Source organism: uncultured Algibacter sp. (assembly GCF_947495925.1).
In the GTDB taxonomy this organism is placed as follows: Bacteria; Bacteroidota; Bacteroidia; order Flavobacteriales; family Flavobacteriaceae; genus Algibacter_E.
On the sequence record NZ_CANMAU010000006.1, the window covers coordinates 331,855 to 356,337 of the forward strand.

Consider the following 24,483-nt stretch of genomic DNA (forward strand, 5'->3'; position numbering starts at 1 on the left):
CGAAGGGGTAACCTTTCTTGTTTTAGTATTATTTTTGCAATAAAGTTTTAATGGCGCGTATTTTAGCAATTGATTTTGGAACTAAGAGAACTGGTATAGCTGTAACAGATGAATTGCAAATTATTGCATCAGGACTTACTACAGTTAGTACTAAAGAGCTATTGCCCTTTTTAAAGGACTATACACAAAAGGAATCGGTTGAATTATTTTTGGTAGGTGAGCCAAAGCAAATGAATAATACAGCATCAGAGAGTGAAATTCATATTAAATCTTTTATCGTTAAGTTAGAAAAGGTATTTCCAAGTATTCCAATTCAGAGAGTGGATGAACGCTTCACTTCTAAAATGGCGTTTCAAACCATGATTGATAGTGGTTTGAAAAAGAATCAGCGTAAAAATAAATCACTTATAGATGAAATTAGTGCTACATTAATATTACAAAGTTTTTTGTATTCAAAATAAATGCGGGGCTTTTAAAGAATAATTTATTTAAATAGATTCATAAGTTATAAGAATTGTATTTTTGCAACACCAAATTTAATTTATAGTATGATTTTACCAATTGTTGCTTATGGTGATCCGTTATTAAAAAAGAAAGCCAAAGATATTTCAAAAGACTACCCGAAGTTTGATGTTTTATTAGAGAACATGTTTGAAACCATGTATAATGCCTATGGTGTTGGTTTGGCTGCTCCTCAAATAGGACTGCCTATAAGGCTATTTTTGGTAGATACCTCTCCGTTTTCTGAAGATGAAGATTTATCAAAAGAAGAGCAAGACGCTTTAAGTGGTTTTAAGCGAGTCTTTATTAATGCAAAAATTGTTGAAGAAGAAGGTGATGAGTGGGCCTTTAATGAAGGGTGTTTAAGTATTCCAGATGTTAGAGAAGATGTATTTAGAAAGCCTAAAATTACTATCGAGTATTTAGATGAGAATTTTGAATCTCATAAGGAGGTATTTGATGGTTTAATTGCCCGAGTTATTCAACATGAATACGATCATATTGAAGGCGTTTTGTTTACGGACAAACTATCTAGTTTAAAAAAACGATTAATTAAAGGAAGACTTACAAATATATCTAAAGGGAAGATTAGTGTAGACTATAGAATGCGTTTTCCAGATCAAAAAAAGAGAAGATAATATTTGCAATACATCTATAAACAGATGATATTTGCGCCTTTCAAAAAACAATTTATGAGTTTAGATAAAGTCATTTCAATTTCAGGAAAACCAGGATTATATAAATTAATTACTCAAACACGTGGTGGTTTCGTTGCAGAATCTTTAATGGATAACAAACGTATGTCTGTAAGCGTTCAAAATAATATAAGTGTATTAAGTGAAATTGCTATTTATACTTTGACTGAAGAAGTACCATTAAAAAAAGTTTTTGAGAGTATCAAGGATAAGGAAAATGGTGGAGTAGCCTCTGTAAAACCCAAAGATAGTAAAGATAAGTTGGAAGAGTATTTTTTTGAAGTTTTACCTGATTACGATGAGGATAGAGTGTATGCAAGTGATATTAAAAAAGTAATTCAATGGTATAATTTACTTCATAAGCATGATATGCTAGATGCTTTAGGTGATGATGAGGATCTGGACAAGGCCAAGGATGAAGAAGAGTAGAAAAAAATAAACAGATTTAAAAACCTCCAAGAATTGGAGGTTTTTTTATGCCTTTAAGTAAGTATTCATATCGTTTTCCGACATTATAAGTTCTAACAAAACAAATAAAAAATGAAATCGCTTTGGTTTTTTGATGATGTCAACCTGTTTAAAATATTATGTCCTCACAAGTTTAAAGCATATAAAGCGACCCATGATTTTGATGCCTATAAGAAGAAGGACTATATATATTTTGAAGAGGACTCCGCAAATAAAGTCTATCTTATAGAAAAAGGTAAAGTAAAGATTGGGTATTATAGTGAAGATGGCGATGAGGTTGTAAAGGCCATTTTAACAAAAGGTGAATTGTTTGGAGAGACGGCCATACTTGGTGAGAATAAAAGAAAAGAATTTGCTCAATCTGTTGATAATACAACAAGTATTTGTCCAGTTGGTGTCGATACGATGCATGAGTTAATGAGAAATAATAAAACTTTTAGTTTAAAAATATATAAAGTAATTGGCTTTAGATTACGAAAGTTAGAAAGACGTTTACAACTGCTTTTATTTAAAGATGCGAAGACGCGTCTTGTTGAATTTCTTGATGAATTATGTGCAGACTACGGTTATGATTGTGAGAAAACAGGAGACAAGGTTATTCAGCATCCATATACTCAAAAAGATATTGCCTCGTTAATAGGAACTTCTAGACCAACATTAAATATTCTATTGAATGAACTAAAAGAAGAAAATGTTATTGAATTTAATAGAAAAGAGATAAGAATTTATAAAAATATCGCTTAATGTTAGCTGGCTAACACTTCATTATTTCATTCAGGTATACTTTTGAAGTATTCAAATATTAAAAAAAACACCATGATTAAAAAAATGATTTTAGTGGCCTTAACTTTAGGCTTTTTTGCTACTTCCTGTAGTGATGACGATGACAATACGCCGTCAATTGCAACTTTAAATTTAGACTTAAACGGCTTAGAAGCTTTAGGCAATGATTATGTATACGAAGGGTGGATTATAGTAGATGGCGCACCAATTTCTACTGGAGTGTTTACCTCTGTGACGTTCCCTCAATCTTTTATTGTAGACGCTGCTCAATTGGATGCTGCAACCAAATTTGTATTATCAATTGAACCAGTGGGAGAAACTGGAGCAGCTGCCTTAGCCCCAGCAGATACTAAAGTGTTGGCTGGTGATTTTTCAGGAGATACTGCAAATGTTAATACAGGCATAGTTGGTGATTTTAGTTCAGCGGCTGGAGCTTTCTTTTTAAGAACACCAACAGATGAAACCGGGATGAATAATGGAAACGATCAATATGGGGTATGGTTTGGTACGCCTGGAGCACCTCCAACATCTAATTTTGTATTGCCAACACTGCCAGCAGGTTGGGCTTATGAAGGCTGGGTAGTAGGAGAGAATGGACCAATTACCACTGGAACATTTAATGTGTTTAATATGGCTGATGATTTTGATGGATTTAGTGAAACTTCACAACCTGGGCCACCAGTACCAGGTGAAGATTTTTTCTTAAATGCGCCATCAGGAGAAACCTTTCCTTTAGATGTAAGAGGAAGAACAGTAGTCATTTCTGTTGAGCCTGTACCCGATGATTCGCCAGCTCCATTTGCAATGAAACCTTTGGTTGGAACTGCAGGACAAGAAACGGCACCAGCTGTTCATGCTTTTGGTGAAAACTTAAAATCTTTGCCAACAGGTAAAGTAACGAGATAGTTAATAAATAGAATTTGTTAGATTTGAGGTATGGTTTCTGTTTAGAAATCATACCTTTTAATTTTATATGAAAACGTTTAAAAGTAAATTTAAAAACATTGTATTTCTTGTTGTATTAGCATTGTTTCTAATTCCTCAAACAAGGCAACCCATTCAAGTTTTATTGAATAAAGGATTGGCACTTTTTAGTCCTTCAATAACCAAAAAGTCAGAACAGATTATTGTATCAAATTACAACTGGAACTTACAGGATATAAATGGCGGTGGATTTCATTTTGAAGAGGTTAAAGGCAAAGTAGTTTTGGTTAATTTTTGGGCCACCTGGTGTCCACCATGTATTGCCGAAATGCCTAGTTTGCATAAGTTATATCAGGCTTATAACGATAAGATTGAATTTGTTTTTATCTCTAATGAAGATCTTGCCGTAATTAGAAAATTTCTAAATCAAGAAGGGTATACATTTAAAGTTTATAGACCTCTTACCCAATATCCAGAAGCATTTGATGTGAATACCATTCCGAGAACTTTTTTAGTTGATAAAAAAGGAAATATTATAATTGACAAAACGGGAGCAGCCAACTGGAATAGTGAAATGGTTAGAAAAACAATTGATGCCTTAATTGAAGAGGAAAACTAAAGTGTTTTAAAAAATGCTTTAATGAAACTCCATGAAAACAAAGAATACATAATTTTTAGTTCTTCAAAGAAGCTGGATTCTTCATCCAAAAAGCGAAACATAGTTTGTACTGAGTTTTTCCTGTAAAACTGCTGAAATATCCATTCACCTTTGTGATTTTCATCTTTTAAAACCTTAAGAAATACTTTGTCATAAAACTTAAACCTTTTCTTGAATAACCCATTAGACGGTAGTTTTCCTCTTTTTAAGTTGGCTACTAGTAAGCTTACTTTCTTTTCAGTATGCTTGAAAGAATAACCCGTCGAGCCTTTTACCCATCCACCGCCAGTTCCAATTTTGGTCATATGTTTGGTATTAAATTGTTCAAAGGAAAAGTTAGTCATCGGTATTTGACCCATTTCTGTTTCTATAATATCATATTCGTCTATTTTAAGATAATCTTTAATATATTTTTTGATGTAGTTGTCATATAGATTTTCGCTAACACATTCGTCGGTAAAATAAGTGAATTCAATAAGTGCTTCAGTTTTTGTAAAAGGTAGCACATAAGTGAAAGTAGTTTTTTCTCCATCTTTTAAACGATAATCCATCATAATTAATGAATTTTCATTGAATGTGTTTTTATCCGTTTTAATAACCCAACCTTTAAAATGTTGAATTATAGAAATGTTTTCTTTTGAATTTATATGGAATAATTCTGGAATTCGGCTATCAAAAACATGAGCAGCTGAATAGGTGTTATTTGCTGTTGTGATTAAAACCTTAGAATCTTCTTGGGTAGATAGAACTTCCTCAATAATAAAATGTATATTTTTTGATTGACTTAACTTTTCTTTAGCATAATTATAAAAGTCGATAGATCTGACTGTTTTATATTTATAAGGTTTAAGATTTAAATCAATTTGCTTTTCGTTAGTAATTACAAATGCATGATTCCATGATTTAAAAACAATACTATTCCATATAGAGGGTTCCTTTTCCCAAAAACTCCATGTTTTATCATTGGTACTTTTATTTGATGGATCAATTAAGGCAATAGATTTGTTAGTAAAGAAACGATCTTCAGTTAGTTTAAGTGCAAGTTGCAAACCTGCTAAACCATTTCCAATAATCATGTAATCGAAATGCGGCGTGTTGGACATAAGAAAGGTTAAAAACTATTTCTTAAAATACTTAAAAGGAACAAATAGCATTCCAAAACATTCGCCATGCTCCTTGCCTAAATGTTTATGATGAATTTTGTGTGCACGCCTCACTCCTTTTGCATACCAATTATTAGCATTTCTAAAAAGTTTAAATCGCTGATGAATAAAAATATCATGAACTAGAAAATAGGACAACCCGTAGGCAAAAATTCCTAAACCTATGGGTAATCCCGCCCAAAAGCTGGTGTATTTCCAAAGTAAAAAGAAAATAATACTTACAACGGCATAAAATATAAAAAAGGCATCATTGCGCTCAAACCAACTATCATGATCTTTATGGTGGTGGTCTTTATGTAAATTCCATAAAACACCATGCATGATGTACTTATGAGTAAACCAAGCCATGAATTCCATACTGCAATAAGTGCTAAGAAATATCAATATCCAAAATAAAATATACATGCTTTAATTTTTACATTAAATTTAATTGATATTTTACATAGCTACGCATTAAAAGCTCAATTTTTTTAGGGTTCGATACTCTAATTCTAGAATCTTTTATTTTTAATGCAGGGGTTTTCTTGAGTTTTTTGAGTAGTTGACGATAATATCTATAGGCCATAAATACACCAAATTTAGCTTCTATTGGGAGTTTCTTTATGCCGCTAAGTCCTTTTTCAAAATCTGCTTCAATATCATCTATAATACTTTGTTTAGAAGACTCGTCTAAGTTTTTTAAATCGGTATTAGGGAAATAGGTTCTATTTAAACCTTCAAAATCTGCCTTTAAATCTCTAAGGAAATTTACTTTTTGAAAAGCAGAACCCAGAGCCATAGCAGTTTCTTTTAACGCATTATACTTTTTATTATCGCCTTTTACAAAAACTTTTAAGCACATAAGGCCAACTACATCGGCAGAACCATATATGTAAGCTTTGTATTCTTCATCAGTTAAATAATCGGTTTTATGTAAATCTAAACGCATACTTTGCATAAATGCATCTACAAGTGATTTGTCTATATTATATTTATGAAACGTATGTTGAAATGAATTTAATATGGGATTGAGACTAATTTTATTTTTTAAAGCAAGTTCTAAATCTTCAGTAAACCTATTGAAAAGCATTTCTTTATCATAGTCATGAAAGGTGTCAACAATTTCGTCAGCGAAACGCACAAAACCATAGATGTTATAAATATCTCCTCTAATAGAACTGTATAACATTTTTGTTGCCAAAGAAAATGAGGTGCTGTAGGTTTTCGTTACAATTTTACTACTCCTATAGGATACTGAATCAAATAACGACTTCATATTACTGACAATTTCTTTTAAATTTAAACAAATTCATTTTAAACTAAAACATTATTATACTTTGAAACTAAATTAGCGGCGAGTTTTCCTGAGATTAATGATGGAGGAACTCCAGGTCCAGGTACAGTAAGTTGTCCTGTAAAATATAAATTTTTTACGGTTTTACTTTTTAGTTTTGGTCTTAAAAAAGCAGTTTGCATTAAGGTATTTGCCATACCATAGGCATTACCTTTATACGAATTGTAATCTTCGATAAAGTCATTAATACAAAAACTCTCTTTAAATAATATATCTTGTTTTACAGTTTGAGAGGTGAGATTTTCAAAACGCGTAATTATTTTCTCAAAATAAGCCTTTCGTATTTTTGGAGTATCCTCTATTCCTGGTGCTAATGGAATTAGGAATATACCTGCTTCTTTTCCCTCAGGTGCGGTGCTAGAGTCTGTTTTACTAGGAAAACTAGCATAAAATAAGGGGTTTTTTGGCCACTTTGGGTTATCATAAATAGCTTCGGCATGTGCTTCAAAATCAACATCAAAAAATAGGGTATGATGATTTACCTGTTTTAATTTTTTGTTGAAGCCCACATAAAAAAGAAGGGAAGAGGGAGCGAATGTTTTTTTTGACCAATACGTTTCAGAGTATTGACGAAAGGGTTCATCCAATAATGTTTCTGTATGATGATAATCGGCACCGCTTAAAACAATATCAGAAAGATGCGATTCTCCATTAGAAATAAGGCCCTTAGCTTCCCCATTTTCAACTATAATTTTTTCAATGTTTGCTTCAGTCTTAATCATTACACCAAGTTCTTTTGCTAATTTTCCCATAGCTAAAATAACTTGGTACATCCCTTTTTTAGGATGAAAAGTACCTAACCCAAAATCGGCATAATTCATAAAACTATAGAAGGAAGGTGTGTCACTGGGTTTTGCTCCCAAAAACAGAACAGGGAACTCCAGAATCATCACTAAGCGTTCATTCTTAAACTCTTTACGCACATCTTTTTTTATAGTGCTAAAAAATTGATTGATTTTTTTTATGGTTGCTGGAGTAATTAATTCTAAGGGAGATACACCGGGGTTGTAAACAAGGTCTTTAATGGCAATATCATAATTGCTTTTGGCCTCGTCAATAAATTTTTTAAGTTTTACAGAACTTCCAGGTTCTTCTTTCTCAAACGCTTTTATAATTTTATCTAATGTATCCTCAATAGTTATAAAATCATCTTTTCCAAAATAAACGCTGTAAGCTGGATTAAGTTTTTCTAGAGTATAATAGTCGGCTGGAGCTTTATCAAAATCTAAAAAAAAACGTTCAAACACATCGGGCATCCAATACCAAGTTGGTCCAATGTCAAAGGTAAAACCTTCTTTTTTCAGTTGTCTTGCACGACCTCCTATAGTTTTGTTTTTTTCAAAAATAGTTACTTCAAAACCATCTTTAGCTAGATAGCATGCGGCTGCCAGAGAAGAGAAGCCAGAACCTATAATATTTACTGTTGGTTTCATATTGTTTAACAAATATACAAAAAAGCTAAACAATATTAAAGTGTTTTAATATTCTTTAACTAAATTTTCTATAGATTTAAATGTACTTACATTTTCCGGAAGATCACTTAAGTCTATATCATCCAGTTTTTTTCCTAAAAGTAGCAATTTTGTATGCTCTTTATTCAAAAGAAGTTCATTAAACTCTTTAAGGTATTGAGGAATTTGATCGGTCTGAGGATTAACCGTGAAGTATGAAATAAAAGTTATTTCTTCAAAAAATTCTAATAAATCAGTTAGACTTTCCATAGGGACACTTTCCCCAAGAAAAATAGTATGATAGCCTCTGCTTCTCAATTCATAGTTTATAAAAAGTAAACCTATATCATGAATCTCACTGTCTGGGAGAAAAAGAACAAAAGTTTTAGAAGATGGTTTAGGTTCTAAAATCTGAAGACGCTCAATGTTTAAAAGTATTTTTTGTTTTATGTGTATAGACAAAAAATGTTCGTGAGCAGGTGTTATCGTATTGGTTTGCCATAATAACCCTATCTCGTTCAATAAAGGAAGGAAAACAGAATAAAAGATTTCACTAAAGGTTTTATTTTCTAAAAGGTTGTTGTACGTGCTATAAAATAAAACCTGATCAAAATTAATCATGGCCATTTTTAGGGCATTAATGGCATGATCTTCTACCTTAGCTCTAGAGGCAATTTCTCTTACTTTAATTGGAATTTCTTCTTCTTTAAGGTTGGCAATTTTAGAAATTTTAAGGCCATTATTGTTTAAGTAAGATATATTTAAGAGCTTTTGAAAGCTCAATAGGCTATAATTTCTAATATTAGTTTCACTGCGTTCTGGACTAAGTAAATTATAACGTTTTTCCCATATTCTTATGGTATGGGCCTTAATTCCAGTAAGGTTCTCTAAGTCTTTAATGCTAAAATTAACCTTAATATTGTTCATTTTTTTATTCTTTTTCTTAAACAAAAATACGTATATTTTTTCAGAACATAGCAAGAACTATGTAAAAGCTTCTTTTTTTAAGGAAAAAGGCTAATGGAGGGCTTATTAATTACTGTTTCAAGGTTCGAAGTTAGTCTAGAAAGCTTTATATTATTAGAAGAAGAATTAAAAATATTCTGCAAATAGATAAATTGTGCGCACGAGAAGATTCGAACTTCCACATCCTAAACGGATACTGACCCCTCAAGCCAGCGCGTCTACCAATTCCGCCACGTGCGCATATTAAAAGGCCGTAAATATAATGAAGTTTTGAAATAGTTATGTATAAATGAGGCTTTTTTGCAGATAAATTGGAGCTTTTTAAATGAGCGGGTTGTGAAAATATTACTCTAGTTTTTAATTGTTAAAAGATTAAAGTAAGAAATAAAAAAACCTTTTAGGGTTTTTTTTACATTCTTGCCCCATTGTAAATATAAGGATATAAGCAGTCTTTATGAATCTTAAATTAATAATTTAAAACACACAGATATGAAAACTAGAATCACAACATTTTTAATTACATTTTTTTTCACTTTATCCATATTCGCAGATAGTATTATTGTTGAAAGAAGTAATGGCAATTCTGAAAGTATTAATTATAACTACAAGACAATTCTCAATAAAGGACTTAAAAATAATTTAGGAGACTTAATACATTTTGAGGATATTAATACAATAAGTACATCAGACTTTGATGCCTATGAAAAGATTTTAAGTAAAACACAAAGAAGGGGTTCTCATATTAAAGTCGAGTTTACCGGAGATATGAGTAAATATGCAAAACGATTAGAAAAGTTAAAACGTAATAGAGACGGAGCCGATGTGGCCAGAGGAGTAGGAGGTCTTATGTCTATAATAGGTGTTTTATCTGGAGACAGACAATTAACAGCAGCAGGAATTGCTGTTAACGGAGCTGGACAAATAGCACGTGATATTAATAATGATAGAACTATGGATACGCAAACCGCTATGCTGAAAGAACTTGACCAACGAACAAAGGTGGCAAAAGATTCTAATACATTTGAAGAAGAAAGTCTTCGTAAAGAATATGGGAATGAAAATGTAGATGGTGTAAAAGAGTTGATTAAGAACAACCATAAAAAGGCTTTAGCCTATGCAAATTTAGCAGAGTTATCAGATAATAGTGATTATCAGTTAACGGCGGTATGGTTAAAAGCAATGATAGCGAAGGATCAAAATAGCAAAGAAGAAGAAAGTAAAATATATCAAAGACTGGTAGACAAAGATCCTGAAATTAAAAACACCAATGAAGCTGAAAAGGAAACTAATATTTTGGTTGAAGAGCTTTCAAAATGGAGAAATTAAAAGAGAATGTTTCAATTCCATAATAATATAGTTATATTTTTAATCAAAGAACCTCTTACTATGTAAAAGGTTCTTTGATTTTTATAAACCAATAAAAATTGGAGTTTACGCGCTATTTAAAAATGCTATCGCATCTCGCTTTTAAACTTTTGTCCCCCTATGGATGCTTCATACATTAAGCCTCCTTTAGCATGAGTAAAAACTAATATACCATCACTATAATCAACATCGAAAGAAGCGCCTTCTGTAATAGCTACAGCTGTTGCTTGTGCAGAAAACTCAAACTTGTTTCCTGTAAACCTATCAAAAGCACTTTTGTGCTGAAAAAATATAATTTCAGAATACGATTGCCCACCTGCTTGAAGACCGATTGTTAATTGAGACATCTTACAATCTCCAACTATTGAACCTCCTCTATAAACGGTTCCATTACCAGTTGCTCCACCAACACCTAATCCGCCTTTACCTATAGAAGGGAAAACGGCGTAACCATAAGCGCTTGAAAAATATTTATTGATTTTATCATTTGTTTTTTTAAACTCTGATATGGCTTCGGCTGATTTACCTGAAACATCTTTTTGAGCAAAAGCATTTAATGTAAAAGCAATTAAAACTAAAACAATAATTGTAGATTTTGTTTTCATTATATATTCATTTTTAAAATTATTAATAAATCACATCAATTTAAAAGTTTTCTATGAGCTAAAAAAATGTTTTAAAAGATAAATATGTTTTTGAAACCAATGATTGGACACTAAGTCATAATATCTTAAATGGTGCATGACAATTTCTTTACTATAATATTACTGTTTTTTTTATTGTCTTTACCATTTCTTAACTAAGGACAATAAAAAGTCTTAAAACATAAAAAGTGAGAGTAACTACAGCTAAGAACCTCTGCATTAATTGGAATATTTTATGCGATTAACTTACCAAATAATACCGACCCATGAAAGAAAATGAGCTCTTAATTTTGTTCATATATAGAGGAAAGGTACCTCAAATTGGGTTTTATAAATGTTTTTAATTTTTGTTATCTTCGAAAGACAAGATCAAATTAGCTTTAAAACGAGATAACAAAATTAGATCCTTATGAACACATTTAAAAAAACAGTAAAAAGTGCAATAGTATTAATTGTACTTACATTAATTGTGAGCTGTAAATCTGAAAAAAAGGAAGATGCGGCAGATATGGTTTTTACAAACGGAAAAGTCTATACGGTTAATAAAAATGAACCTTGGGCAGAGTCAGTTGCTATAAAAGATGACAAAATAGTATTCGTGGGCTCATCTGAAGAAGCTAAAAAATATATTGATGAACATACAGAAACAACAGATTTAAATGGAAAAATGATGCTTCCGGGATTTGTTGATGCACATTCTCACCCTATTGCAGGTGGTTTAATTATGACAGGTATCGATTTACAATCAGACGATACCAATGAAATATTCAATAAACTAAAAAAATATGTTACTAAAAATTCTGACCATAAAATTGTTCAAGGCTATGGTGTAAGATTTAATCCTTGGAATGGAAATTGGCCAACAGCCAAAATGTTGGATGAAATAGAGTCTGAACGTCCAGTTTATTTATGGACTATCGATGGTCATGGTGCATGGGTAAATTCAAAAGCCTTAGAATTAGCAGGTATTGATAAAAATACGCCTGAGCCAGTTCCGGGATATTCTTTTTTTACAAGAGATAATGAAGGAAATCCAACAGGATGGATTGTAGAGTTACCGGCACAAATGCAAGTACTGAATGCTTTAGTGAAAGTAGATTCAGATTATATTGCTAGAGGTGTTGCCGAATGGTTACCAAGATTTGCTGCATCTGGATTGACATCCATTCAAGATTTAGGAATGGGCGGGCAGCCTGAGGATATGGGCTTTGCTTTATTTCAAAAATTAGAAGAAGAAGGAAAACTACCTATACGATTACAAGGCGTTTATTATTGGAATAATCCAGAAATTGATCCGATACCAGAAATTGTTAGATTGCGAAAAACCTTTAATTCTGAATTAGTAAAAGCCACTCATTTAAAAATTAATGTAGATGGGGGAGATGATAAACACAACGCATTATATGTAGATGGTTATGCAGATAAGCCTGAATTAAAAGTTGACCCTATTATTCCCGTAGCCATAATTAATGATGCTGTGCATAGGGCAGACTCCCTTGGTATTGATATTGCAAGTCATTGTTTTGGTGATGGTGCGGTAAGAATAATTTTAGATGCTGTAGAATTGGCAAGAAAAGCAAATCCAGATAGAAAGCGTTATAACCTTATAAATCATGGTTTATTAATTCATCCTGATGATTATTCACGCTTTAAGGAATTAGATGTCGCCTATGAAACTACTGGAGCATGGATGTCTCTAGATCCAGCTATGATAGATATTACCATGAAAAGATTGGGGGAAGAACGAGTTAATTTGTACGCGCCAGTGAACAAAATTCATGCCTTAGGTGGGAGAGTAGCGTTAGGGTCAGATTGGCCAGTTTCAGGTTATATTTCAGAATATAGACCATTGTCAGAAATTCAAGGTGCCGTTACACGACAATTACCTGGCAGAGAAAACTTCCCGCCATTGGGAGGAGAATCTGCTAAAATTCCTTTGGACCTAGCTTTGTTTATGCAAACTTATGGTGCAGCTGATGCCATGGGCATTTCTAATATTACAGGTTCGATTGAAAAAGGAAAGAAGGCGGATTTAGTAATATTAGAAAAAAATCTTTTTGACGTGCAGCCTAACGAAATATCAACGGTAAAAGTACTTTCAACAATGCTTAATGGGAAATATACCCATCAATCAAATTAGAGTTTTTAAAAAAAATTAAAAAAAAATATTTTCTATTAGGGATTTAGAATCATAATTGCCCTGTTGTTAATAGAAGACACATAAAATTTTATTCAAATGAAAACAATTAAATTAGTAGTTAGCCTTTTTGTAGCTTTTATCATAATAAGCTGTAAATCTGAAATCAAAAAAGATATAGCCGATCAGGTATTTACCAATGGTAAAGTGTATACAGTAAACAAAGCCCAACCTTGGGCCGAAGCTGTGGCTATTAAAGATAATAAAATTGTATTTGTAGGGTCCACTGCTGGTGCACAGGCTTATATTGGTAAGGCAACGAAAACTACGGACTTAAAAGGAAATACCATGTTGCCTGGTTTTGTAAGTGCTCACGATCACCTAATCGCTTCTGGATGGACCACTTTAGGGGTTCAAATTTATGATGCCAAGGATAAGGTAGATGCATTGGCAAAAATAAAGGCATATGCTGAAGCTAATCCAGACAAGAAGGTTATCCAAGGTATTGGATGGGATCAAGGTATGTTGGGGGGCTTGCCAACAGCAAAAGATTTAGATGCTGCAGTACCCAACAGACCTGCTTTTATTTTAGATAATACCATTCATGACGGTTGGTTAAATACAGCGGCTTTGAAAGCTGCGAATATTACTAAAGATACACCAGATACCGTTCCCGGAGTAACCTACTGGGTGCGTGATGCATCAGGTACGCCAACGGGGGTTGCTATTGAAATACAATGGTTTGATGCCTATGGAGAAGTGGCCTGGGATGCTGAAAGTATGATTAAAGAAAGTGCAGAACAATTATATGCCATTGCTGCCAGTAATGGAACAACAACTTTTTTATGCCCGGGTATTGTAACCCCCAATATTAAAGATGTGCATGACGGGATGGAGAAAGATTTTGAAGCAGCTCTTAAATTATTACATTCTTGGGAAGAAGATGGATCTTTAAAAATGAGAACGGTTGCTGTGCCTATGTACAAATCTGCGGTTGGAGAACCACAAAAGTTTGTCGATTTTGGTGTGAAAATGAATAAAAAGTATAATTCGGATAAATTGAAAGTTACGCATTTAAAAATTCATCCCGAAGGTAATACCGTTGCAGGAACCGCACCACATTTTGATAATTATCAGGGTATGGATACCAATGGGTCTTTTAATGTGCAACCAGAAGAAACCATGGCTATTGTGACGCAAGCGGCTCAAGTTGGATTAGATGTTGTTATTCATACGGATGGAGACCGTTCAACAAGAGCTGCACTTAATGCTATTATTGCAGCACGTGAGATTAATCCAGATAATAGAAGCGCGCTTCATCATTTAATTTGGGCACACCCAGATGATCAACAACGTATTATTGATTATGGCATACCTGTAAACTCAACACCTAATTTTACCAACACATTTGGTAATGGAGATAAGGATAACTTAAAATGGCGTGGCGCAGACCAGATTAATACATCCTTAGGACGTTACCCATATTTAGCTAGAAATGGTGTTAAGGTCAGTATCTCTGCAGATGTGCCTAGTACACCGTCAACTATGCAAGGCCCATTATATGTAGCAACTAATGCGGTAACCTTGCGAGATATATCAGATCCAACCTCAAGACCGTTTCCTGAAAATCGTAAACCTATGACTGTTGAAGAAGCTATTCGGGCCATTACCATCGATGCGGCTTGGCAATTAAGAATGGATGATAAGGTAGGAAGTATAGAAGTTGGTAAGCTTGCAGATTTAGTGATTCTAGAAGAAAGTCCGTTTGATGTTGCTCCAGAAGATATAGCAAATATTACAGTAAACGCGACTATTATGGATGGTAAATACACCCATAGAAAAGATGAAAGAACGGCTGGGTCATTTAAAAATGAAAAACGTTTTCCGCCAATGCCAACAGAATTGAAAGGATGTGGACATGGCGTTATGACAGATCATAGTCATTAGTTGTTATAAATTTTTAAAAAAAAGTAAAAAAATAAATGCAGCAAAGCCTTGTTATCTCTGGTTTAACAAAGCTTTGCTGTTTTTTTATCAAAAAATATAATTTTTCATTAGGGGTTTTGCTGTCTTTTTGCCCTTCTATTATTGAAAGACATAAAAAATAAAAAACAATGAAAACTTTAAGACAATTACTAATCGCTTTAACCTTATTTACTTCTCTAATGATCGTGGCTCAAAATGAGAGTAAACAACAAACGGCTGCTTCCAATGAAGAACAGTCTATTGATACTTCAAAACCTACAAATTTTTATTCTTTTGTAGATAATACTTTAGAATTTTCAAGTCAGGAAAACCAGAATGTTATGGGATACAGAGGGAAATTAACCTTGGCGCCTTCAGCAGAACATTTAATACTTTTTGAAGCGCCGTTGTTGTATAATGACAGAACAGATAAATTGGGAGTAGGTGATTTAAGAGCAAGATATTTTTGGTTACCTTATAAGAATTACGATAAAACCATCGGTGCTTTTGGACCATCAATTGATGTTTTTGCCCCAACAGGTAATTTTGAAAATGGTTTAGGTTCTGGACGATGGATTGTATCTCCAGGGGTAACTGTAGGCATCATGGCGGCAGATTGGATTCAATTCTTTCCAATAGCGTCTTATCAATATGCTAGTAAACCGGTATATAATAACCCAGCTCCAGCTTTAGATGTGGCAACACATGGATTGTCTTTTCAAGTAATTACGCCAATTGTATTCTCTGATAAGTTTTTTATGCAAGTAACGCCTGTTTTTAAAATGAATAATTTTAATGATGAGCGCCAAGATAGATTTGAACAAGAGGTGTTTGCGGCTTATAGCTTAAACTCTAAAATGCAACTAACAGCCTTTTATAGTGGTAAATTTGAAGATGAAAATCATACCGTAAGTGCTGGCTTATCCGTTTTCTTTTAATCTAAAAAACCAACTGAAGTTCACTATGATCAAGTTAAAGGTTTTAATCATTCTAGTATTGTGTTTGGGCAGTATTCAAGGAAATGCTCAAGCCGTTTCGGGACATTATGGACCTGGATTATTCGGACTCCGATCGGCACATGGGTTTCCCATGGATTGGTCCTATGTCAATGTTACCCATATTTATTATGCAGCCGAAATGAAAGATAATGTGGGAAATATTTCAACACTGTCAAAACCTATTAACGTCATTGCAAATATTAGTGGCGGAATTTGGGGAACAAAAATAGATAAGATTAAGGCAAACTATAACGCAGCTGTAATTTTACCTTTTACCAATCTAGCGCCCAACCCTGAAACTTTAGAACTCAATCCAGACAACATTGGTTTGGGTGATATTAAAGTGATTCCTTTAATGCTAACCTGGAATTTTAAACAATTTGCTTTAAATACACGATATGCGTTTTGGGCCCCAACAGGAAGTTTTGATATGAATTCAAAATCTAATAAAGGAAAAGGGTTTTGGTCTCACAATATTGGCCTTGGAGGTACAGTTTATCTGGATGCAAAAAAATCATGGAATGTAAGTTTGATGAATACTTTTGAGTTTAACGGAAAACAAAAAGGCACTCAAATTACCCCAGCATCAACGCACGTCATGGAGTATGGTGTTGGCCGTACGTTTGACGAGGTTTTTAATATGGGAATCATTGGGTATAGAACCAAACAAATAGGAAGTCAAAAAGGAGTAACTTTGCCTGAAGAACTTAATAGCTATGAGGTAAGTGCCCTTGGTATGGAGTTTAATTATCGCACTAAAAGTAATTGGGCGTTTATTACTCGCTGGTATTTAGAATATAATGGTGTTAACAGACCAGAAGGTTCGGCGATTCGATTTATTTTCTTGAAAAACTTTTAATCTATGAAATTGAGATATTGTTTATTTTTTTTGATAGTATTCGGCTTAACAAACGCATTTGCACAAGATGACGAAGAAAAAGGTTTGATTGAAAACAATATGAAAGCGATTTATGTAAAGAAAGATCAAAGCGAAATTTCAACATTAAAAGACCGGTTTGATAAATGGGCCTATTCGAATAAAAAACACGCACCTTTCTTTTATTTTTCACCACTCTATCAATATGGGACCGGGTCTTCGGCAAGTGCCAATAATTTACATTCCGATTTAGGAATTATTTATAAATGGCGAACCGTAAAAAAGGATAAATGGAAAATGAATATTCATGGTTGGTTGGAACAAACAAGTTTTTGGGCCGGAGAGACTACTAGTGATTTTGGCAAAAAACTGGGCATGATTACAACACCAAACGCCTCCTCTGAAACTGGTCATGATTTAAGCTTAGAACAATTAATGGTTGAATTTTTCTTTTTCAATCAAAAGTTAGATATCTCTGTGGGTAAATTTGACCCTATGTATTTAACTGTTTTTACGGATTATTCAGGATGGGATAAGTACAATTATTTTATGAAAAGTGTGGCTTCAGATCCGGTTCCCGATATGGGAGCAGGTATGGGGGTTTATTCTGAATACCACTTAAGTGAGAACTTTAGTTTTGGAGCAGTAATTTCAGATAATGATGCCAGAAATAACTATTTATATATCCCAGATTTTGATAGCTCATGGAATTATTTGGGTTTTCTACGTTTTAAGATTGGAGCGGCAAAAGGATTGTACTCTAGCCATAATCTTATGTTTTATAGTCAGGATGCAAAAGAAGGACAGTCATCTGGATCTGGGTTTGTGTATACTGCAAATCAGGGACTTACAGATAATTTGATTTTAGTGTTAAAAGTATCAAATGGAAGTGGTAATATAGATAAATTAAATGCCGCTTATGTTGCAGGTTTGACATTTAAGAGGCCTTTAAATAGAATTCAAGACCAAGCGGGATTTGCTTTAGTTATGAATGAAAAAGCGGGGAATTATGAGTATGGTTTGGATACCTATTACCGCTATTTTATTAATGAGTATATTAACGTAGCTCCTAATTTTCAATTGATTAATACCGTTAACGATAAGTTTAATGCGGTTTTTGGTTTAAGAACATTTATACAATACTAATTTATGAGGCTTGCTTTTTTATGTGCGCTTGTTTTAATATTAGCAAATTCTAACCAGGTCTTTGGACAAGAAAACAACTATTGGTTTAATAATTTTGGAGCTATATCTACTCTAAAAGGTGGTGTTGAGGTAGGCGGTGTTAATACAGTCTCGGCGTTTTATTATAACCCAGGAGCCATTAGTTTTATTGAAGGGGAGTTTTTAGAAGGTCAAGCCGATTTATTAACTGTAGAGGTTTATAATATTAAGAATGCTACAGGTGATGGTCTGGATGTAAGTGTTGTTCCCGTCGATATTGCCCCTTCGATATTTGGATATTATAAAAGACTTAAAACAAAACCCAAATGGTCTTATGTGATAGGGGTGCTTTCGCGCTATCAATCTAATATTTCTTTTAACTCGTCTTATGAGGTAGAAGGCAATTATTTATTACCAGAAAATGAGCCCGATATTTTTCAAGGACAATTTAATTATGACAATAGAATTAGGGAGAATTGGTTAAACGGAACCTTAGCTTATAGGCTGAATAAACATGTTGGTTTGGGATTAGGTCTTAATCTTGTTATTAGATCCCAAGACTTCTTTAGAGATTATATGGCTCGAGCATTTCCTAAAGAAGAATTGGGAAATAGCACGTTTTCAAAGCTTGCTACTACAAATGAAGAAGAGCGTTTAGGGTATAGGTCCACAGGTCTTAGTTTTAAACCAGGTGTTAATTTTAGATTTGAGCGATTAAAACTGGGATTAACGTGTACAACACCATTATTAAATTTAGGTTTGTTAAATAATAGGTCTTCGAAATCATTTACAAGTATAATGCCTGACAGGAATGAACAAAATTATAATGTTTCGAATAGTCATAATTTTTATAGAGCCGAGTATCATACACCATTTTCAATAAGTATAGGTGCCGAGTATCAGTTTGAAAAATGGAGTTTGGGAACCGCTCTAGAGTGGTTTTCAAAGGTAAAACCTTATAAAATGATAAGAATGGGCGATGATGGAATAAATCAAATGTTTAGCACTGCTGCAGAGTCTGGCTTTGCTATTCCTGTCATGGCGAGTAAAGCGATTGTTAATGCAGGAATAACATGTGCATATAGTTTTAGCCCTAAAATGAAATACGTTGGAAGTTTTCGTACTGATTTCAATGCTTTTGATGAATCTGCCCTTGATAGAAATGTTGATTTTGTGCCAAATATAACATTTTGGGATATTTACCATTTTGCTTCGGGTCTTGTCCTAACTGGACCAAGAGCCAATTTAAGTTTTGGGGTAGATTATGGCTACGGGAGTGCAAGTAATTATTCACAATTTGTAAATATGACAAATGCTAATCAATCTAATTTTTTAAAAGGTACTGTTAATAACTCTGTGTCTTCTATTTATAATAACATTAGTATTACTTTGGGCCTTAACGTTAACATTGATAAAAGGAAAGGACTCAAATCAAATAAAATCTAAAAATTCATGAAACCTATTAAAGTGTTAGTCATTGTTTTTCTTGCTAGTATGGCTACAAGTAATGCTCAATCTTTTAAAAAAAACTTTATTTCTGAAGAAGATGGAGCTGTTGATGTTAGTGGGTTTTTAAATTCTACTACGGGTTTTTTACCAGTACCTATTATTATTACAGAACCTGCAGTAGGTTATGGAGGCGGTTTAGCCATAGCGTATTTTCATAAAAAAAAGGATGATAAAGAAGCAAAAGGATTGTCTCCAACTGTAAGTATGTTGGCAGGGGCTTTAACCGAAAATGGAACGTGGTTAGCAGCCATTGGACATCAGGGTTCATATGCAAACGATAGAATTCGGTACTTAGGCTTTTTAGGCTATGTAGCACCAAAACTGGCTGTCTATTTTGGTCCAAATGACTTATTAGAAGGCAAGTTTGATTTTGAAATGAATGGTTTTGCTACCATGCATGAGGTTTTATATCGAGTTAATAAAAAAGTGCCGTTTTTTGCTGGCCTGAACTATTCCTTTTTTACTAATACCGTGAAATTTGATACAGGAATTGATATTCCTGAGTTTAGTACTTTTGAGAGAGATACGAATTTAGGAGGTATTAATGCATCTTTTTTATATGATACTAGAAATAATTCGTTTACACCTACAAAAGGCATTATGAGTGGTTTGGAATTAGGACGATTTGCCACCTATTTTGGAGGAGATTCAGATTTTTGGAATATATCATCAAGAACTTATGCGTATTTGCCCATTATTGAAAACAAATTATTTTCAGGCTATCGTTTAAGTATAGAATCTAAACCTGGCGATGTGCCGTTTTATGCACTTCCTGATATAAGTTTAAGGGGAATACCCATGCTAAGATATCAGGGAGCTAATGCTTACACCGTGGAAACAGAATGGCGTTGGAATTTTTATAAGCGCTGGAGTGTGGTGGGGTTTGTTGGTATGGGAGAAGCTATGAAAGACTTTAGTGAATTAGGGAAAAGTATTAAAGCAGCAGGTGGAGGTGGGTTTAGGTATTATTTGGCTAAAGATTACGGCTTACACGTTGGTGTTGATGTGGCGCGAGGACCAGAAATTTGGGCATGGAATTTAACAATTGGTAGTAACTGGTTTAGGTAATTTAGAAAAGAACATAAAGTATGACTGAAAGAGAGGTCTTAGAAAAAATTGAGATTAAAGGGTTAAAAGCTGGAGTTTTTGCGAATATACTTATGGCAATTGCAGGGTGGTATGCATATTCTATAACAAACTCTGAAGCCTTATTTTTGGATGGCAATTTTTCCTTTATCGCGGCATTGTCGACTATAGTTGCCATTATGATTGTTAAAATTAAGCATAAGCGCACTGAAGTTTTTCCGTTTGGTAGATATTTCCATGAATCCTTTTTTGTGTTTTTTAAAGGTCTGCTTATTCTTGGAGTGACCATTGGAGCGTTATTTCAAAATGTTATAAAAATTATAGATTATACTAATGGAGAAAAATTCCAAACACTTAACCCAAAGCCAATATTATATTATAGTGCAGTTATGGGAGTTATTTGTTTTTCATTAGCTTTTTATTACAAGAAGAAAAACAAGGAGCTCGGCGGTATGAGTTCGATTTTAAATGTGGAAGGCAAAACTGCTATGATCGATGGATTTCTTTCAGTAGCTGTGGGGTTAGCTCTTTTTTTAACAACGCTTGTTCCGTCAGATTCAAGTATTAGCTTCTTGCTGTATATTGGAGATGCAATGGTTGTTATAATTCTTGCTTTATATTTATTAGGAATTCCAGTTAAAGTTATTAAAGATACATTTGTTGAAATGGGTGGAGGTGTTATTCAAAATGTAGAGGTGAAGTCTGATATTTTAGATATTCTGAATAGCAACTTACCTGATGATTTTAAATTGGCAGCTCATTACATTAGTAAAACAGGGAGTGGATATTTTGTGGTTGTTTATATTTTGCCCAAAACAGATGAGGTTTCAGTTATGCGTTTAAATAAAACAAGAATGGCTATTTTGAATGACTTAAAATTGAAATACCTTAATGTTGAAGTCGAGATTGTAGTTGGACAAGGTGAGCAATCTTAGTTAAAATAAGACTAAATCAATTATTTAGTCGAAAATAAAGTCTAAAAAACAAAAAGCCTGAAACATATGTTTCAGGCTTTTCTGTGACCGGGCTGGGGCTCGAACCCAGGACCCTCTCCTTAAAAGGGAGATGCTCTACCAACTGAGCTACCAGGTCATTATTTTTAAACTAACATATTATCGTTAGCGGGTGCAAATATAAAACCTATTTTTAATTAAACAAGTCTTTTTTTAAAGATTTTTTCGTTTTTTTGCACTGCATAAACGTATGTTTTTAATAATCAATTTATAACACAAAAATGACTATTGTATTAATAGGATATATGGCTTCTGGAAAGACGTCGGTTGGCACACTTTTAGCTAAAAAACTTAATTATAGATTCATTGATTTAGACGATTTCATTGAAGAAAAAGAAGGAGCTACGATTAAGGAAATTTTTAGTTCTAAAGGAGAAATTTATTTTAGGAAAGTGGAAACGCAATATCTAAAAGAACTTTTAGGTTCTAATGAGGAAAATACAGTATTATCATTAGGAGGCGGAGCACCTTGCTTTGGCGAGAATATGGACGTTGTTTTAAATGCAAACAATGCGATAAGTATTTATTTAAAAGGATCAGTGTCTTTTTTAGCTAACAAGTTAGTTAATAAAAGAAGCAAACGTCCTTTAATTTCGCATATTGATAATGTGGAGGATATGGCTGAATTTGTAGGGAAACATTTATTTGAGCGTATGCCGTTTTACAGTCGAGCTGAAAAACACTTGGTGATCGATCATAAATCGAAACCAGATATTGTTGAAGAAATAGTTTTGGAACTATTCTAAAGTGGCTTCAAAAGATTTTCCTTCTAAAATGACATTAACATGCTCATGTAACGATGTGGATAATGAAATGCCTTTAAAATCTGCTTTTACCGGATATTTTTTATGATTTCTATTTACTAGTACGGCTGTTTTGAATTGTTTTAAGGGGACGTCTAGAAAATACTTTACACCATAAATGAGTGTCGTACCAGAATTAAGAACATCATCTACTAAAACTAAAGACTTATTTTTATAATCTTCCGAAGAAATTGATGTTGAAATAGGTTTCCAAGGCTGTTTTTTGTTAATGCTAACCTTACAAAGTATGGGATTAATCTCTGATATCTTTTGAAGAACGGTTTTTAATTTTTTAGCAAGGATATAACCGTTTTTGTCAACACCAGCTAAAATGACTTCAGTTTCATTAACATTACTCTCATAAATTTGAAAAGCAATACGCTTAATTTTATGATTAATTTCGTTATGATTTAGTATTACGTTATTCTTATCAGTCATAAAAGTCCAATCTAAAAGTAAAAGATAAAATTACTCATTTTCTTCAGTAAAATCATCAATATCCCGTCTATCTTTTTTAGTAGGTCTACCTGTACCCTTTTTTCGGTAATAGTCCTTAGAGTATTTTAATAACTCTTGAGCCTCAAATTGTTCTTTGGGAGTAATATCTGTTCTATATAAATCTACTATTTTGGCACCAACTCTACTGGGGGGTATATCATTAACCTTTAGTTTATAATTGATTTGATTTTTTCGTAACTCTATAGTATCAGTGGCATAAACCTCTCTGCTAGGTTTAACAATTTCTTGATTAACACGTACCTGTCCTTTTTTACAGGCTGTAGTGGCGAGCGTTCTTGTTTTATAATACCGAACACACCATAAAAACTTATCTATACGCATATAATTATTACTAAAAACTACGTTAATGTTATGATACAAGAATATATTAAAATTGTATCTTGCGCCTTCAAAAATAAGTAATAATAAAGATTTTTGATGTAAATAGAATTCTATTTAGAACTATTGCATCTAATCTAATACCTAATTAGGTAAAAAAATGAAATTGATGAATTTGATTAGAATAAGTTTATTGACCTTTTGTTTTGTGATAGGTTTAGCATCTTGTAAGAAGGATGATAATGATGGTTTCGTTCCAGAACCCATAAGGGATAGAACGGAGCAACAAGCTGCAGATAAAGATTCGATTATCCAATATTTGGAAAATCATTATTATAATGCAAGTATATTTGATGATTATGAGCCTAATGTGAGTTCTAAAGATTTAATTATTACAGAATTAGTTGCTGGAGAAGATATTCCTGATGGACAAAGATTATTAATTGATGATGTCGTAACAAAAGACGTAACATTTGCTGATACGGAATATGAGATTTGGTATATTGATTTGAATGATAAAAAAAGCGATCCAGAACCTTCACCAACTTTTGCCGATAATGTTATAGTAACTTATGAAGGGTTTACGCTTGATGGTGATGTTTTTGATAGTGCAGTAACGCCGACAAATTTTGATTTAACAACTTTAATACCTGGTTGGAGAAAAGTATTGCCAGATTTTAAAGTAGCTGAGAATTTTATGGAAAATGAGGACGGCACTGTTTCATATGTTAATCATGGTGTAGGTATTATGTTTGTACCATCTGGTTTGGCTTACTTTTCTACAGGAACGACCGCAGGTATTGGACCCTATGAACCAATTAATTTTAAGTTTGATTTATTGCAAAAGTATGAAAATGACCATGACAATGATAATGTACCTTCCTATAAGGAAGATTTAAATGGCGATGGGGAATTTACATTAAATACAAGTGCTGATGAGAGAGATGGTGACGATACCGATAATAATGGAACACCTGACTATTTTGATGCTGATGATGATGGTGATGGCGTCCCCACTATTAATGAGGATATTGATAAGGATGGAGACCCAACGAATGATATTGGTAAAAACGGAATACCTAAATACTTAGATCCAGACGAAACGGAATCAAATGGTTTATAAATATAAAAGCCTCACATTGT

At 33.2% G+C, this 24,483-nt stretch carries 25 protein-coding genes and 2 tRNA genes; 17 read left to right on the top strand and 10 right to left on the bottom strand.

Annotated features, from left to right (window positions below; genetic code table 11):
* The first annotated feature begins 50 nt into the window (after positions 1-50).
* From ruvX to Q0857_RS14470, 6 genes are all read left to right on the top strand, one after another.
* On the top strand, positions 51-461 hold the full coding sequence (ruvX, locus tag Q0857_RS14445) for a Holliday junction resolvase RuvX (RefSeq protein WP_298536611.1): 411 nt from the start codon (positions 51-53) through the stop codon (positions 459-461).
* 87 nt (positions 462-548) lie between these two features.
* A complete protein-coding gene (def, locus tag Q0857_RS14450) occupies positions 549-1,139 on the top strand; it encodes a peptide deformylase (protein WP_298536615.1) in 591 nt (196 codons plus the stop codon).
* Between the two features lie 54 nt (positions 1,140-1,193).
* On the top strand, positions 1,194-1,625 hold the full coding sequence (locus Q0857_RS14455) for a DUF5606 domain-containing protein (protein ID WP_298536618.1): 432 nt from the start codon (positions 1,194-1,196) through the stop codon (positions 1,623-1,625).
* 111 nt (positions 1,626-1,736) lie between these two features.
* Positions 1,737-2,408 (top strand): Crp/Fnr family transcriptional regulator, encoded by a 672-nt coding sequence (locus Q0857_RS14460; RefSeq protein ID WP_298536621.1) that lies wholly within the window; start codon positions 1,737-1,739, stop codon positions 2,406-2,408.
* A 72-nt stretch (positions 2,409-2,480) separates the two neighbouring features.
* On the top strand, positions 2,481-3,353 hold the full coding sequence (locus Q0857_RS14465) for an anti-sigma factor (RefSeq protein WP_298536624.1): 873 nt from the start codon (positions 2,481-2,483) through the stop codon (positions 3,351-3,353).
* A gap of 67 nt (positions 3,354-3,420) precedes the next feature.
* Entirely contained in the window at positions 3,421-3,990 is a 570-nt protein-coding gene (locus tag Q0857_RS14470; RefSeq protein ID WP_298536633.1) for a TlpA disulfide reductase family protein, read from the top strand.
* Here the strand turns inward: Q0857_RS14470 and Q0857_RS14475 are convergent.
* The 6 genes from Q0857_RS14475 to Q0857_RS14500 form a co-directional block, all read right to left on the bottom strand.
* A complete protein-coding gene (locus Q0857_RS14475; RefSeq protein ID WP_298536640.1) occupies positions 3,987-5,132 on the bottom strand; it encodes a lycopene cyclase family protein in 1,146 nt (381 codons plus the stop codon). The two genes, Q0857_RS14470 and Q0857_RS14475, sit on opposite strands and share 4 nt — an antisense overlap.
* A gap of 15 nt (positions 5,133-5,147) precedes the next feature.
* Complete coding sequence (locus Q0857_RS14480) at positions 5,148-5,597, bottom strand: sterol desaturase family protein (protein WP_298536656.1); 450 nt, start codon at positions 5,595-5,597, stop codon at positions 5,148-5,150.
* Between the two features lie 10 nt (positions 5,598-5,607).
* Entirely contained in the window at positions 5,608-6,447 is an 840-nt protein-coding gene (locus Q0857_RS14485) for a phytoene/squalene synthase family protein (protein WP_298536659.1), read from the bottom strand.
* A 38-nt stretch (positions 6,448-6,485) separates the two neighbouring features.
* On the bottom strand, positions 6,486-7,958 hold the full coding sequence (locus Q0857_RS14490; protein ID WP_298536662.1) for an NAD(P)/FAD-dependent oxidoreductase: 1,473 nt from the start codon (positions 7,956-7,958) through the stop codon (positions 6,486-6,488).
* Between the two features lie 45 nt (positions 7,959-8,003).
* Entirely contained in the window at positions 8,004-8,903 is a 900-nt protein-coding gene (locus Q0857_RS14495; RefSeq protein ID WP_298536665.1) for a MerR family transcriptional regulator, read from the bottom strand.
* A gap of 194 nt (positions 8,904-9,097) precedes the next feature.
* Positions 9,098-9,182, bottom strand: a tRNA-Leu gene (locus Q0857_RS14500).
* A gap of 249 nt (positions 9,183-9,431) precedes the next feature.
* On the opposite strand from Q0857_RS14500, the gene Q0857_RS14505 reads away from it, so the two are divergent.
* The gene (locus Q0857_RS14505; protein ID WP_298536668.1) at positions 9,432-10,268 is read left to right on the top strand and encodes a hypothetical protein; all 837 of its coding nucleotides are present in this window, start codon (positions 9,432-9,434) and stop codon (positions 10,266-10,268) included.
* Positions 10,269-10,393: 125 nt separating this feature from the next.
* Here the strand turns inward: Q0857_RS14505 and Q0857_RS14510 are convergent, their stop codons facing one another.
* Positions 10,394-10,912 (bottom strand): lipid-binding SYLF domain-containing protein, encoded by a 519-nt coding sequence (locus Q0857_RS14510; protein WP_298536671.1) that lies wholly within the window; start codon positions 10,910-10,912, stop codon positions 10,394-10,396.
* A gap of 448 nt (positions 10,913-11,360) precedes the next feature.
* On the opposite strand from Q0857_RS14510, the gene Q0857_RS14515 reads away from it, so the two are divergent.
* The 8 genes from Q0857_RS14515 to Q0857_RS14550 all read left to right on the top strand — a co-directional run bounded on the left by Q0857_RS14515 (position 11,361) and on the right by Q0857_RS14550 (position 21,622).
* Positions 11,361-13,091 carry an amidohydrolase gene (locus tag Q0857_RS14515; RefSeq protein WP_298536674.1) on the top strand — a complete coding sequence of 577 codons (1,731 nt, stop codon included), beginning with the start codon at positions 11,361-11,363 and terminating at the stop codon, positions 13,089-13,091.
* A gap of 96 nt (positions 13,092-13,187) precedes the next feature.
* A complete protein-coding gene (locus Q0857_RS14520; protein ID WP_298536677.1) occupies positions 13,188-15,035 on the top strand; it encodes an amidohydrolase in 1,848 nt (615 codons plus the stop codon).
* A 167-nt stretch (positions 15,036-15,202) separates the two neighbouring features.
* Entirely contained in the window at positions 15,203-15,991 is a 789-nt protein-coding gene (locus tag Q0857_RS14525; protein WP_298536680.1) for a hypothetical protein, read from the top strand.
* A gap of 25 nt (positions 15,992-16,016) precedes the next feature.
* Complete coding sequence (locus Q0857_RS14530) at positions 16,017-16,910, top strand: transporter (RefSeq protein WP_298536683.1); 894 nt, start codon at positions 16,017-16,019, stop codon at positions 16,908-16,910.
* Positions 16,911-16,913: 3 nt separating this feature from the next.
* Positions 16,914-18,074, top strand: coding sequence for a hypothetical protein (locus Q0857_RS14535; RefSeq protein WP_298536686.1), 1,161 nt, complete (start codon positions 16,914-16,916; stop codon positions 18,072-18,074).
* A 3-nt stretch (positions 18,075-18,077) separates the two neighbouring features.
* Complete coding sequence (locus Q0857_RS14540; protein ID WP_298536689.1) at positions 18,078-19,538, top strand: hypothetical protein; 1,461 nt, start codon at positions 18,078-18,080, stop codon at positions 19,536-19,538.
* 6 nt (positions 19,539-19,544) lie between these two features.
* Positions 19,545-20,669, top strand: a complete 1,125-nt coding sequence (locus tag Q0857_RS14545) for a BamA/TamA family outer membrane protein (RefSeq protein ID WP_298536692.1) — start codon at positions 19,545-19,547, stop codon at positions 20,667-20,669.
* Between the two features lie 20 nt (positions 20,670-20,689).
* The gene (locus tag Q0857_RS14550; RefSeq protein WP_298536697.1) at positions 20,690-21,622 is read left to right on the top strand and encodes a cation transporter; all 933 of its coding nucleotides are present in this window, start codon (positions 20,690-20,692) and stop codon (positions 21,620-21,622) included.
* An 84-nt stretch (positions 21,623-21,706) separates the two neighbouring features.
* On the opposite strand, the gene Q0857_RS14555 is transcribed toward Q0857_RS14550, so the two are convergent.
* Positions 21,707-21,779, bottom strand: a tRNA-Lys gene (locus Q0857_RS14555).
* Positions 21,780-21,921: 142 nt separating this feature from the next.
* Between Q0857_RS14555 and Q0857_RS14560 the strand changes: the two genes are divergently transcribed.
* Positions 21,922-22,446: a shikimate kinase gene (locus tag Q0857_RS14560; protein ID WP_298536700.1), complete on the top strand. Its 525-nt coding sequence runs from the start codon at positions 21,922-21,924 to the stop codon at positions 22,444-22,446.
* Here Q0857_RS14560 and Q0857_RS14565 read toward each other — a convergent pair.
* Both Q0857_RS14565 and Q0857_RS14570 read right to left on the bottom strand, forming a co-directional pair.
* Positions 22,438-22,941, bottom strand: coding sequence for a phosphoribosyltransferase domain-containing protein (locus tag Q0857_RS14565; RefSeq protein WP_298536704.1), 504 nt, complete (start codon positions 22,939-22,941; stop codon positions 22,438-22,440). The two genes, Q0857_RS14560 and Q0857_RS14565, sit on opposite strands and share 9 nt — an antisense overlap.
* Positions 22,942-22,971: 30 nt before the next feature.
* Positions 22,972-23,343, bottom strand: coding sequence for a S4 domain-containing protein (locus tag Q0857_RS14570; RefSeq protein WP_298536707.1), 372 nt, complete (start codon positions 23,341-23,343; stop codon positions 22,972-22,974).
* 166 nt (positions 23,344-23,509) lie between these two features.
* Between Q0857_RS14570 and Q0857_RS14575 the strand changes: the two genes are divergently transcribed.
* Positions 23,510-24,463, top strand: a complete 954-nt coding sequence (locus Q0857_RS14575) for an FKBP-type peptidyl-prolyl cis-trans isomerase (protein ID WP_298536710.1) — start codon at positions 23,510-23,512, stop codon at positions 24,461-24,463.
* Positions 24,464-24,483: the final 20 nt, after the last annotated feature.